The sequence below is a fragment of the Fictibacillus solisalsi genome (assembly GCF_900103485.1).
GTDB classification, from domain to species: domain Bacteria; phylum Bacillota; class Bacilli; order Bacillales; family Fictibacillaceae; genus Fictibacillus_C; species Fictibacillus_C solisalsi.
Genome location: NZ_FNHW01000001.1, coordinates 1,436,559 through 1,450,187 on the forward strand (window position 1 = coordinate 1,436,559; position 13,629 = coordinate 1,450,187).

Annotated in this window: 11 protein-coding genes; 1 reads left to right on the plus strand and 10 read right to left on the minus strand. The window is 43.4% G+C overall.

The window, feature by feature from the left end:
- Nucleotides 1-46: 46 nt before the first annotated feature.
- The 4 genes from BLT53_RS07375 to BLT53_RS07390 are packed head-to-tail and all read right to left on the minus strand — an operon-like array spanning nucleotide 47 to nucleotide 4,482.
- A complete protein-coding gene (locus BLT53_RS07375) occupies nucleotides 47-1,144 on the minus strand; it encodes a C45 family autoproteolytic acyltransferase/hydrolase (RefSeq protein ID WP_090233834.1) in 1,098 nt (365 codons plus the stop codon).
- The gene (locus tag BLT53_RS07380) at nucleotides 1,141-2,781 is read right to left on the minus strand and encodes an amidohydrolase (RefSeq protein WP_090233836.1); all 1,641 of its coding nucleotides are present in this window, start codon (nucleotides 2,779-2,781) and stop codon (nucleotides 1,141-1,143) included. The genes BLT53_RS07375 and BLT53_RS07380 overlap by 4 nt, the downstream gene beginning before the upstream one ends.
- A 4-nt stretch (nucleotides 2,782-2,785) precedes the next feature.
- Nucleotides 2,786-4,285, minus strand: coding sequence for a sodium:solute symporter family protein (locus tag BLT53_RS07385; protein ID WP_090233838.1), 1,500 nt, complete (start codon nucleotides 4,283-4,285; stop codon nucleotides 2,786-2,788).
- Nucleotides 4,285-4,482: a DUF3311 domain-containing protein gene (locus BLT53_RS07390; protein WP_090233839.1), complete on the minus strand. Its 198-nt coding sequence runs from the start codon at nucleotides 4,480-4,482 to the stop codon at nucleotides 4,285-4,287. The genes BLT53_RS07385 and BLT53_RS07390 overlap by 1 nt, the downstream gene beginning before the upstream one ends.
- Nucleotides 4,483-4,742: 260 nt before the next feature.
- Between BLT53_RS07390 and BLT53_RS07395 the strand changes: the two genes are divergently transcribed.
- A complete protein-coding gene (locus BLT53_RS07395; protein WP_090233841.1) occupies nucleotides 4,743-6,083 on the plus strand; it encodes a S8 family serine peptidase in 1,341 nt (446 codons plus the stop codon).
- Between the two features lie 50 nt (nucleotides 6,084-6,133).
- Here BLT53_RS07395 and BLT53_RS07400 read toward each other — a convergent pair whose 3' ends face one another.
- From BLT53_RS07400 to BLT53_RS07425, 6 genes are all read right to left on the minus strand, one after another.
- Entirely contained in the window at nucleotides 6,134-7,435 is a 1,302-nt protein-coding gene (locus BLT53_RS07400) for an MFS transporter (RefSeq protein ID WP_090233842.1), read from the minus strand.
- 28 nt (nucleotides 7,436-7,463) lie between these two features.
- Nucleotides 7,464-8,993, minus strand: coding sequence for an acyl-CoA synthetase (locus BLT53_RS07405; protein WP_244520371.1), 1,530 nt, complete (start codon nucleotides 8,991-8,993; stop codon nucleotides 7,464-7,466).
- A 195-nt stretch (nucleotides 8,994-9,188) separates the two neighbouring features.
- Entirely contained in the window at nucleotides 9,189-9,995 is an 807-nt protein-coding gene (locus tag BLT53_RS07410) for a histidinol-phosphatase (protein ID WP_090233843.1), read from the minus strand.
- Between the two features lie 35 nt (nucleotides 9,996-10,030).
- Nucleotides 10,031-11,311: a serine hydrolase gene (locus BLT53_RS07415; RefSeq protein WP_244520372.1), complete on the minus strand. Its 1,281-nt coding sequence runs from the start codon at nucleotides 11,309-11,311 to the stop codon at nucleotides 10,031-10,033.
- Between the two features lie 27 nt (nucleotides 11,312-11,338).
- The gene (locus tag BLT53_RS07420) at nucleotides 11,339-12,502 is read right to left on the minus strand and encodes an alanine racemase (protein ID WP_090233845.1); all 1,164 of its coding nucleotides are present in this window, start codon (nucleotides 12,500-12,502) and stop codon (nucleotides 11,339-11,341) included.
- Nucleotides 12,503-12,516: 14 nt separating this feature from the next.
- Nucleotides 12,517-13,626, minus strand: coding sequence for an aminotransferase class I/II-fold pyridoxal phosphate-dependent enzyme (locus tag BLT53_RS07425; RefSeq protein WP_090233846.1), 1,110 nt, complete (start codon nucleotides 13,624-13,626; stop codon nucleotides 12,517-12,519).
- Nucleotides 13,627-13,629 lie beyond the last annotated feature (3 nt).

Consider the following 13,629-nt stretch of genomic DNA (forward strand, 5'->3'; position numbering starts at 1 on the left):
TTCAACACCCCAATTACAGCGGTGCGGGAAAGAACTTCTTGCATTTTTATATTTTATTTTTAAAGTGTTTACGGCAACTCCATTCTGGTATATATGAGACATACTCTGCAGAACACGGTTCACCATTTGTAATTTCAAATGACTTGCTGGATAAATTTAAAATGATTGAGAAAATGGTATTGCTGGCAGCCATTCTTCCAAGATCAGTGGGACAGGTATTGCCATGGCGGCAAATGGAATCAGGATAACCATGATGGTCAGCCAAAAAATGTTTGATTTGCTCTGTATTTACTTTCTCTGTACGATCATTCAGAAGCTCTTTGCAACGCCATAATCTTCCATACGTATCCGGAAACTTTACTCTCCCTGTATCCACCACATTCATCTGGCTGCTTATAAAATGATTGGTATGGCAGAGCCTGCCTTCTTCAGGAAAGAGTACATCAAAATCTGTGCTTGTGGATTCAACATTAAAGGCGCTCCCCTCACTGTCTGCGATTAAAAAATTCGCTGCAGTCCCTCTCTCTGCTCTTGAAATTTGGCCGATGGCTTGAGAAATGGAGCGGCTGTTTAAAATTCCTCGGAGAATAATATGAATAGGAACACCATGAGCGTGTTGCTTGGCGCCAAGCAGGTTCAAACAAACTCCTACTCCTTCACTGTTTAATCCGATTTTCCCTACAATTCCCGCCTCGGTTGCCATAAGTATGGTTGGGCGTGGATCCTGGTTGATTTCAAGCAGAATAACTCCTTGGTTGATTTGTGGATTCCAGTCCCAGTTTTTTGCTAACAAGGTTTCCCTGTTTTCAGTAGCTTTAGGCACAAATGCCATGCTTGTACAGCCATCAGAGTTTAATAAAATTTCACTGCGGGCATTTAATGCAATGATATCCAGCAGGTCCTGTCCAGAACCTTCGCTGATGCCAATGATTTCATCAAAAATTTCCTGGTCGTATTCTGCAATGCTTTGAATATATAACTCGGCAGATCTGCGTGCCTCTGACCAGCCGATGTTGCCCATCTCAAGAAATATCTTTTTATAAGTATCGATGTTATGAATGATGTATTCCCTGGCTTCCACGCCAATCCTTTTGCCCCGTTCCAGGGGAGAGCCTTGAACGCGAATAAGAGGAAAAGTTTTCATCGTCTCACTCCGGAAGGACGCATCAGTTGCTCATTCTTAAATAAAACCTGTCCGTCGACCATGGTCAGCTCAACACCTAAATCTTTTATCCTTGCTGAATCGATCGTTAGCAGGCTTTCACTCAATACAACCAGATCAGCCAGTTTTCCTGCCTCAATGCTTCCTTTCCTTTCTTCGTCAAAACTCGCAAATGCTCCATTGATGGTATAGCACCGAAGAGCTTCCAGCACATCCACTTTTTGTTGTTCTCCCACTTCCTGCCCTGTTTTTGATTTCCTGTTAACAGCAGCATGAATACCAAGCAGCGGATTCACAAAAGTCACTGGCGCATCTGAACCGAAGGCGGCAACGATTCCCTGTTCCTGATAATCACGGGCAGGATACATGACATTTATCCGCTCTCCATAGTATTCCTTGTATACATCTCCGTTTACATACATGAATACAGGGTTTGGAATCGGAATGACTTCAAGCTCTTTCATTCTTTGCTGCAAATCCGGCGAAGCGATTCCGGCATGCTCAATTCGGTGGCGGTGATCGTTTCGCGGATATTCCTTCAGCGCTTTTTCAATACAATCAAGCAGCATCTCAATGGAACGGTCTCCCTGGGCATGGGCAGTAATCTGGAAGCCTTTTTTATGAGCATTTCCTAAATAACAATCCAGGTCTTCCTGGCTGTAATATATAATTCCGCTGTTTTTTGGATCACTTGTATATGGCTGGCGTGTCGCAATAGTTGGACCTGTACTGCTTCCATCAGTAAACAGCTTCACCGGTCCAAGTTTAAAATAATAATCACCTAATCCGGTGACCGTTCCTGCTTGTACCATTTGATGAACAAAATCATGAGAATTCGTCAACGAACCCATGATGGCATAGACTCGAACCCGGATATCTTTATTTCGGACCGCTTGTTGCATGATACGAAGAGTTTCAGAGCCCTTGCCATATGCACCAGCATCGTGAATGCTTGTTATTCCCTCTTTGATAAATGCATCAGAAGCCAATTTCATGGATATACTCAGTTCCTCACTGCTGTAACTGGCAACTTTAAACATTTGCATATGGGCGTTTTCAATCAGCTTTCCTGTAAGTTGACCATTATCATCTCTTTCAATAATGCCGCCTTCAGGATCAGGTGTGTGCTCGTCCATATTTGCGATCTCCAAAGCTTTGCTGTTGGCAATGCACATATGATTGCACGTTCGGATGACAAGAATGGGATGCTCTGTCGATATCTGATCCAGTTCCTCACGTGTGGGAAACCTTTGTTCATTAATTTCCAGCTGGTCAAATCCCCAAGCTCTTACCCATTCTCCTTTTGGTGTTTCTTCCGCTTTCTTTCGGAGATCAGTAAATATGTCCTCCAGGGAATGGATGTGGGATTCAATACAGCTTACACCCAAAAGATTGGTCCCATAAATCGTAAGATGCACATGTGAATCAATAAAACCTGGAACCAATGACTTTCCTTCAAGGTCGATGACTTCTGTTTGTTCTCCAATGTATGACTTTATATCGTCGTTAGTACCAACCGCAGCAATCACGTTTTCTTTGACGGCAACGGCTTGCTGTCTCGAGTTGTGCTTGTCCACCGTAAGCACCTCCCCGTTAATAAAAACAACATCTGCTTTCATATCCTCATCCCTCTCTTTTTAGAATGCTGTTTTCCACTTCTTTTAACGATGCAGACTTTACGGCAAAGGCCCTGGTAATGAAGCTTACGGCCAGCATGACAATGACGTTAATGATTAACGCGATGAATCCAAGACTAATATCGTTGATCATATGAGGAACGTCAGGAAGAAACGTGCTAATCTTAATTTCTTTTGCTGTAACAAAGAGCACCAAAAGAACACTTACAATAATCCCCGCACCGGCTCCATACTTGTTTACGACATTTTTGTTAAACAAACTAAAGAGTAAAGATGGAGCCAATTGTGTAACCAGACTATATGACATGATATTTAACATCGCCAGTGCCTCTCCTCCCGTTATGGTTAATACCAATGCCGCAAAAGAGATTAATAGAATGAATAGTTTCGAAACCTTTAATTGTTGTTTTTCTGTTGCTTGCGGTACGAGGACCTGATAAAAGCTTTTGGTAAGTCCCACCGACGCGGCCATAAGCATGACCGATGCCGGGACCAACGCTGTCAACAAGCCGGCAGCTCCGATCAATCCAATGATCCAGGGATCAAAGGTTTGGATAGCGAGCCTCAATAATGACAAATCACCATCAGCGCCTTCTAAGCCAGGGATCTTGAGCAAAGCCGCAAACCCAATAAAGAATACAAATAACAGCAGAAGTGTATACAACGGCAAGGTAATCGAATTTTTTCGAATGGATTTCTCGCCATTTGCTGACAACACGACGACAAATGAATTAGGCAGCAAATAAAATCCCAATGCATTCAACAGTACAGTAGATATAAACCAGGCAGGACTAAGTCCTTCCGTTGACAAGGTCAACAACTCTGGTTTTACTGCCTGGACATTTTCAAACATTGGCTGAATACCGCCAAAATAATGAAAAGGGATGTAGATTCCAAGAAAGATAACGATCGCAAGAATCATAAAATCTTTAATCAATGCTGTCCATGCTGATCCATGAATACCGGACACCATGACATAGGTGGTCACCACCACAGCTCCAATGATACTTGCTGCCAAAGGAGGAATAGCACCATAAGATGCTTCTCCAACAATAATGCCCAACCCTTTGAACTGGATCACAATGTATGGAACCAGGGCCATGCTGCCCACAATAGCAACAATGATCCCAAGAACTCGGCTGTTGTATTTGGAGGCGAAAAAATCCGGCTGCGAAATAATGTTATGATCTTTCGCATATCGCCATACCTTTGGAGCGAGCCAGTAGGAAAGAACATAAGCCAGAAATATGTATGCAGGAACATAATAGGCTGGAGCACCTTTGGAATAAGCCCAGCCACTGCCACCGAGGAATGTAAATGTGGTATAGACTTCTCCAGCAATAAGCAAAAATATGAACAACGTGCCGAATCCTCTGCCACCAACTGCAAATTGTTCCATATTCATGTCCTTGCCTCTTTTAGCCCGTATACCAAGATACAAAGAGAACAACAGGAACAAAAGAATGATCAGCATTGCACTGTTCATCAGCTATCCCTCCTCCGATTCTCAGGATCCAGTTTATAAATCACAGTTAGTAAAATAGAAGACAACACCATCCAAAATACAATGTAAAACAATAAAAATGGCAATCCAAATACATAAGGTTCAATCCGGTTGGCTGCGGGAATGAACCCCAACAGACCAATAAATGGAACAAAAAGAAGTAGCTTTACTGATTTCAAACAACAACGCCTCCCTCTTTTAATTGATATAGTTTAAAAATTTCAAATTTTTAAACTAATTCCCATTATAATTATTCATACATGAAAATTCATTGGACAATGTGTAAGTATTTTTCTATGATTGGTTAACAAAGTGGTAAATAATGAATAACTCGACAATGAAAACGCAACAATTCCTTAATTTTTCTTACATTAGAGGAAAAGTAATCCAGCTTGTCGAAAAATCTTATAGTTAAAATTTTTTATTTAGGAGGATTTGAATGAAAAAGAAAAAAATCGCGGCAACACTACTATTAAGTACGGCAGCTTTCTTTGGTACGATTTCCCCACAGGTCCATGCTTCTTCCGCTGAGGAAAGGTTTGTTGTTTTGTTCAAAGATACAGACAGCCTCCCCTCAGGGTATGAACAGACCATTAAAGATGCTGGCGGAAATGTTGTGAAATCACTGGACAAGCTTGGAGCGGTTGAAATCAAAACAAATAACCCTAATTTCGCTTCTCAGGTAAAAAAATCGTCCCTTATTCAGGATGCAGCCAAAGAGCATGAGGTAACGCCTGAAACTGCAGTAGATTCAGATTTACTTCCGGATTTTGAAGCGGGGGCAGCAAATGATTTATATCATACATATCAATGGGATATAAAACAGGTAACCCATGACGGTGCATCATGGAAATTGCCAGGGGGTACAGGCAAATCTGTAAATGGAAAAGATATCGTTGTTGGGATTATTGATACTGGCATCGATTATGATCATCCTGATTTAAAACAAAATTATGCTTATGGAAAATCTTTTGTTGCCGGTCATCCTAGTCCAAAAGATGAAGAAGGACATGGAACCCATGTAGCTGGTTCGATTGCGGCTAAAGGAAGAGTGCTGGGGGTTGGTCCGGATTTAAAAGTGGCTGCCTATCGGGTTTTCGCACCAGGTGCTTCTGCCTATACATCTGATATTGCAAACGCCCTAATGACAGCAGCTGATGATAATGTTGATGTAGTAAACATGAGTCTTGGAGGATATGATTGGTTCCAGGATCCTGAATACGCAACGAAAGACATTGTTGCTGATGTCCGGCTGTTTAATCGTGCCATTCAATATGCAATTAAAAAAGGAGTGACTGTTGTCGGCTCAGCAGGAAACAATGCTTCCGATATTTCAAAGCCAGGACAACTTTCCGGTGACAATAACGGAGCGACACACCGCAGTCCAAGCAGCCAAACCATGATTCGGGTATCTTCAAACGGAGAAGCTAAAAACCTGGCTTACTACTCCAATTATGGAGTTGGAAAGATTGATGTCATGGCACCAGGAGGAGACTATGGCCTTGATTGGCTTGAAACAAGAGATCCCGCGTTAAGAGTAGGAACAAAACGTTGCCTGTCCACTGTACCTGGCGGTTATGCCTGGATGCAGGGAACGTCTATGGCGTCACCAAAAACAGCAGCTTTAGCAGGCGTTATTATTGCTCAACATGGAAAGGATGTACTCTCACCTTCACAAGTAAAACACATCATTCAAAAATCAGCAGATGACGTCTTTAAACCTGGCAATGACAGTTATTCCGGATTTGGATTAATTAACGCGGAAAACGCGCTTCGTTAATAAACAAAACACCAGCCTTCTTTTTTAAGGCTGGTGTTTTTATTTTATACCTATTTTTGTATTATAGCGCCCTTTTCTTTACGTTGATTAAGTATAACGACTCTTTGCTCCGATCCAGGCATAAACACACTCAAAACGATTGAAAGTGTTAATCCTGCCATCATAAATCCACCGAATACCCATGGCGACGGACCGAATGATTCTGCCATGGCTCCCCACATAATGGGACCAAAGCCTGCAAGGGCTGCAGCCACCTGATAGCCGACAGACAAGCCGGTATACCGGACATTGGCGGGAAACAGTTCAGAGAACAACGTCCCCTGTGTTGCAAAAATCGCCCCCCACAATACCCCAAGCATGATGGCCTGCATCAGATAAAGCCAGCCGGCACCCTCATCAATAATCGAAAAGTAAGGAACAACGAGGAGAAACATTAACACCAAACCGCCTATGTAAATTAATTTTCGGCCAATATAATCGGATAAATATCCAAAAACTGGGATGGATACCAGCATGGTGGCACAGCCGATTGTGAGCGCCGTTAATGCAGTGTCACGGGAATAGCCGAGATACACGGTGGCAAAAACGAGCAAATAGGACATGGAAAAAACGTTGAAGAACCCATCGCCCACCTTTAAACCTATTGCACGGAGAACGTTCTTCCAATCCTTCCTGAAGGTTTCAACAATCGGCACAGCTGCGATGTTGCCGCTTTCCTTTTCCTTTTTGAAAGCGGGAGTTTCTTCAATTCCGCTTCGTACCCAGATTGCCAAAGCAATTAATACGCCGCTCAGCAAAAAGGGAATCCTCCATCCCCATGCCATAAACTGACTGTCGGTTGTCAGATAACTGATCAACGTTAAGCTGAATGAACCTGTAACCAAGCCGATTGGAACACCCATTTGTGGAATTGATCCATATAACCCGCGCAAGCCTTTCGGGGCATACTCCGTTGCCAGCAAAATCGCTCCTCCCCATTCGCCGCCAAGTGCAATACCCTGAATCAGACGAAGCGCAACCAGCAACACAGGCGCGAGTAATCCAACCTGTGCATAGGTGGGGAGTACGCCAATCAGCATCGAACTGCCTCCCATGCCAATTAATGTAAATATCAAGGATGCTTTTCTTCCCATCCGGTCTCCCATATGACCGAATACGATACTCCCTATAGGTCTTGCAGCATACCCTGCTCCAAAGGTTAAAAAAGCAAGAAGAAGAGAGATAGCCGGATCATGTGAAGGAAAATAAAGCGTCGAAAAAACAAGACCTGTAGCTGTTCCATACAAATAAAAGTCATACCATTCAATGACCGATCCGGCCAGACTTGCGAATAAAATTCGGCTTTTTTTCATGATGCATGCTCCTTTGTTTATGTAATGGTTAAATTGAATAATTCTTTGAAAAGCGGGCTCGAAGCTCCTTTTTCATGATTTTCCCATAGGCATTCTTGGGCAAGGTGTTTACAAAATGAATAATGGATGGCTTTTTATAGCTAGCTAAATTCGCTTTGCAATACTCCTTTATTTCCTGCTCTGTAATGATCTGACCTTCTTTTAAAACGATGGCTGCACAGACCGCTTCACCCCATTCCGGATCAGGAATGCCAAATACATTCAATTCTTCGATTTGTGGATGCTGAAGCAACACGTCCTCCACTTCACGAGGATAAATATTGTTGCCTCCACTGATGATCATGTCTTTTGTTCGGTCCAAAATGTATAAAAATCCTTTATCATCGATGAAACCGACATCCCCTGTGTAGAGCCAGTCATCTTTTATAGCTTTTTCAGTGGCTGACTGGTCATTCCAATAGCCTTTCATCACCAAGTCTCCTTTCACGGCTACTTCTCCAATTTTCCCGGCTGGCAGTTTGCCGTCCTGCTGATTAAAGATGGCAATCTCAACTCCCGTTCGTGCCGTTCCCGCAGATGATAAAACGGTGCTATCCCCCAGTTGATGCTGTTCGCGGCTTAATCCGGTAATGGTCATTGGGCATTCCCCCTGGCCATACACCTGTGCAAAAATTGGACCAAATGAGTGAATGGCCGCTTTTAAATCCTCCACATACATCGGTGCACCTCCGTAAAGAATGCATCTAAGACTATCCAGCCTATATTGTTTTTTCTTATCCGAGTCCGTTAACCGCTTCAAGATGGTGGGCGCCAGAAACGGCAAAACGCTCACTTTATGCTTTTCTATAAGCTCAAAAACACGTTCAGGCATAAAGTTGCTTGATTCTAAAATAACCTGGGTTCCGCCTTGAGCGATAAGAGGTAAAGCATATAAACCAGATCCATGACTTAAGGGTGCCGCATGCAAACCAATATCACTTTGTCTGAAAGGATACAAATCAGTACATAAACTAAGGACCATAAGCAGCAAATTTCGATGTGTCAGCATGGCTCCCTTTGGACGGCCAGTCGTTCCAGATGTGTAAAAAAGCCAGGCCAGATCTTCACCACTAACAGTGGCAATTTCCTCATGCTTATTCCCTTGACTTAGAAAATTCTCGTAGTTTTGGTCAAAGGAAATGAACAGCCGGGCTGATAAATTTCCCTTCATTCCTGCAACTTGTTCCTGATACACGCCATCATAAAAAAAAGCGGCTACTTCACTGTGATTTAAAATATACAAGACTTCGTTTTCATGGAGACGGAAGTTTAGCGGCACAACAACCAGGCCCGCCTTCCAAACTGCAAACATCACTTCAAGGATTTCCGGTCGGTTTGGAGAAAGAATAGCGACTCGATCCCCGGGATTTAAGTTAGCTTTCAGTACAGACGCCAATTGAGTAACCCGATAACTCAGCTGTTGAAATGTTAGAGCCTTTCCTCTATAGACGATGGCATTATGATCCGGATAAGCGGCTGCAGACTTGCTCAACAAATACGCCAGATTCATAGCTGTCATTCTTCACACTCCTTTCACTTTGATAGCGGTTACGCATAGAACTGATTCGTTATGTTATCTCACATAATGATCATTCCTCTCCGTTAAAGATGAAGTTATCAGATTATTCAGCTATTAAATTATCTTCTATAATAGACCTGCCTCCCCAAAAAGTAAATCCTTGTAAAAGTAAAAAGCAACTTCCGAAGAAGTTGCTTATAAATCCGTCATATACCTTTTTTTGTTTCTAAAATACGCCCACTCCCGGAACCCGATCTCCTTTAACCGCTTCTGGACTTCTTCAAATTCATCGCCGACCCGCTTCGGAGTGTGAGCATCAGAGCCGAACGTTACAGCTACACCATGAAACAGAGCCCGTTCAAGTAGTTCATCAGCAGGATACCATCCACCACAGTCTTTGTTCTTTCCAGATGTATTAATTTCAATGGCAATTTCGTACTGCGAAATGGTTTTCAACGTTTTGTCAACGGCCTCGGTTTGGATTGTGGAAAAAGCAGGATAGTATCCTTTCATGGCATCAATATGGCCGAGGATCTGAAAAATCCCGCTTTTGGCCGATTGCTCGATCAAACCATAGTAGGTTTCTTTCGTTTCGTGCTTTTGTTTTTCGGTTAACCCCTCCCAGCGTTTTCTTTTAAAAATACTTAACCCGGTCACATGATGAACCGATCCGATAATGTAATCGAGCGGAAATTGCTCATAGTATTGACGGTACATTTCGACATGCTCAGGGAAAAAGTCTGATTCCACACCCAATAGCACTTCTATTTTTCCCTGGTACTCTTCCTTGAGCTGAATGACCTCCTTGATGTATTGGGGAAAATGACTTTTGGCCATCGCAATACCTGGAAAGAGATGATCTTCTTCGCTGTAAAGATAGGGTGAATGGTCAGAAATTCCGATCATGTCCAAATGGTTTTCAATTGCAGCCTCAATGTATGCGCGAATACAATCTTCCGCATGGCCACAGCGGTCATGGTGAGTATGATAGTCAAATTTCATGTAAACCACCTCTTTTTAAATTAAAGTCTAGTATCTTATTTTTTGATGGAGGTATAAACAATATTGGCGATTTCCCTTGAAAGCGGACCTGTACTTGGATAACTCCCACTTGGGAGTGGTCCGTTATTCTGCTTGTTGGTCAGCACGATAATCTGCAGGTTGTATGCCGGATCAAAAATAACCTGTGTGCCAGTAAAGCCGGTGTGTCCGAAAGCTTTGGAAGAGTAATAGTCTCCCATGTACCAGTTTTTAGCCTTTTCCCAGCCATACCCCTGCCCAAATGCATGCTCCGAAGTGAAGTTTTGAATGGTTTTCGGGGTATACACCTTTTCCTTCCCATAAGAACCGCCGTTCAGCATCATTTGGCCGATGACGGCTAATTCCCTTGCTGTAGAAAACAATCCTGCATGGCCAGCAACTCCTCCATTGGCATAAAAACTGTTGCCATCATTCACTTCTCCTACCAGCGTGTAATGCCGCCAGCCAGGAAACATGTCCGGGTCCTCTTCTACATAATAGCCGAAATCGGGATCATCTATCATTTTATATTCGTACGGATTTCCCCAAGAGGTCGCTGCAATCTTATGCCTCAGTCTGGCATCGGGGGTAAACATGGTATTTTTCAGTTTCAGTGGCTGATAGATTTGAGTTTCCAGATAAACATCAAGCGGCTGGTGAGTGATTTTTTCAATGACAAAGCCCAGGGTCATAAAACTAAAATCACTATAAACGCGTTTGGTGCCTGTTGGGTATTCCAGGGGTAAGTTGTTAATGATCTTCAACACTTGCTTGGGATTTCCGGCATATAAGTAGGTTGGTTTCCAAGGGGTTAATCCTGAAGTATGAGTAAGTAAATCGGCAATCGTCACATGCTCTTTTCCATTTTGTCCGAAGTCAGGGATATACTTTACAACCGGGTCGGAGAGCTTCAGCTTTTTTTCGTCAATGAGCTTCATGATGCCTTGTGTGGTACCCATTACTTTGGTCACAGAAGCTAAATCAAATAGTGTGTTCTTTTTCATTTTACGGGGATGGGAAAGCAGAACACCCATGTCATATTTTTGCGCATCTCCGTACGCGGTTTCTTTTACGACCTTCCCGTTTCTCGCGACCAAGACGACAGCGCCAGGCGTCATTCCGGTTTGAATCGCCTGCTTAGCCACCCCGTCAATTTTCCGTAACGCCCCAGAACTCATTCCTACAGATTCAGCATGCCCGTATGTGAGTTTCGCAACATGAGCAGAAGCCTCCGCTCCGGCAGGTATGGCAGCCGATAGAACACAAAAAGTAATGAAAACACTCAACCACTTCTTCAAAACAATCACTCCTTTACCCTTTTATTTTTACATTCCTCTCCGCTGAAAGTGAACAATCTCCGGGTTAGGGGAATTTGTTCGTCGAATAAAAGCTACATGGGATCTCGTGACAAAAATCTGTGATCGAAAGGCATAGATCACTGAATCTCCAACATTCATTTCATTGTTTTTCTCTAGACTTCCATAATAATCGATATTTTCATAAGACGGAGGCTGAACTCTTGCCTCTTGTTTCAATAGACGTTGAGGGGTATTGCCATAAAACGCTTTTTCCATATTGGACCTAGCGTAAAAACCTCCAGCAATCGTATAAGCCGCGTAATCATCCATATGGGAAATTTCTGAAACATAAACCATACAGGGAGTTTCGTCCAGAGATGGTAAATAGGCATGAAGCGGTGTGGTTCCGGTCATGGCATGCCCTGGCTCTCCATGTGTAATACCATGTTCTTTTAAAAGAGGGATGGTAAAACAGCTGGTTGACCCTGGCGCATTGATATGAGTCACCCGCACACCTTGATCCTCCATGATCCCTCTCGCTTTTTTTAAGGTTTCGAGGTTCGTAGTAAAATCAAAACCCGTTTTATTTTTGTTGAGCTGCAGAACCGGAAAGCTTGTCAGCCCGATCACGTTTATTCCTGGAAGCTTGTTCAATTCAGGGATCACATCATTCATTGTTTTGAGAGGAAATCCTCCATGCTGGCCAGGATACAGCACATCGTGTTCACTGATAACACGAAGTATCACATCCTGCGTTTTTCCAAGAGACAACGCCGCATCAGACAGCTGTTTTGCCCGCTCCAAAGAAAATAGGGTGATCACTTCAGAACAGATTTGGGTAAGAACTGCTTTCCATTGCATGATCCCAGGCTGAACCAAATGCCCGAGGTTACCAATTTGGCAGCCTGCTTCCTTAAGATTAAATCCTTCATCGATATCCACAGCAACTGCTTTTGAAATACCGTTCTGTTCAATGACCTTTCCAATATAACCGCTTCGCCCGATTTGTTTCGTCATATAATACAATTGCAAATCATGCTTTTTGGCACATCGGGAGAGCCTTTGAACATTGAGGGAAAAGGAATCGAGATCAACCACATACGTATTGGGTGGAATGGACCCGTTTTGATGAAGGGCTGCAGCAGTTTTGATTAAAGCTGGGTTTCTCTTTAACATTACGTCTGTAAACATTTGCCGGCAGCCCCTTATGTTATGTCTTCCATTATATGGTGAAATATCGTTATCACGGTGAGTGCGGAGGCTTTCATCGGATTGACGCGGAGACCAAATTCTTTTAAGCGCGGCTGATGTTCAAGGAAACTTCCAGATACCCGGTAAATCATGGGCAACAGTTCATATTTCGATTCAGCGCCAACCGGGTAGGTCGCTGCACCATGGCGGCTTGCGTTTTCAATCACTTTTTGGGCAATAGGCTCCTTCAGCTCTATGATCACATTTTTTGACTGGGAATTGGTAATATACGCTTCTTTTACGAAAGGGACCTCTCCTTTATTTAGTCTTTCGCACAATTCTTCCACCTGTTCATTTTGGATGGCCAGCATGACAGGTGCCATCGTCATGGCGCGAAGCAATTCATGGGCTTCATGTCCTTGAACCTGTCCCCCTCCTGAATAATTGCGCCTATGGAGTGTTTCGATGAAATCTTTCGTTCCCAAAATGACTCCAATTCCTTCCGGCCCCAGAACTTTAAAGCCGGAAAAGGTGGAAACATGAGCCCCATATTCAACGCCTATTCCCTTCATTTTTAAAGCGCAATAGTTATCATCAACCATGATCATCACATCCGGCCGGAGAGCTTTGACGAGAGCGATCACTTCCTCAACCCGATAGGTGTCTGTTGGCTGCTGCCTTGCGTGCTGAACATAAAATACCTTGGTTTCTGTATTTTTTTGCAAGGCTTTAATCAGTTGCTCCTTGTGGTTGTAATTTACCGGTTGCTGCACTAACCCCATTAGGCGAAAGGTTTCCTTTGTGGTCATGTACATCGGTGCATCATGGACAAAAACAGGATCTCCCGGTTCAGCAACAATACTTAACGCTAACCGGATGGCACCGGTGCCGCTTCCTCTTACCAGGGCACACGCTTCACTGCCAAATACATTGGCGATGACTTTTTCCACCTTTGCTGTCGTTTGCGGCCGATGATGGTCAGGATGCAATCCGACATCGCCGAGGGTAAAGAATGAATTGTGGTGAAAGACCCTGGTCATCTCTTCTACCAATCGGAACTGCAGTTTCTTTGCTTCTTCCATTGTTCGGTTCTCCAACACGGAGTCACCATATTTCAGTGGCATACC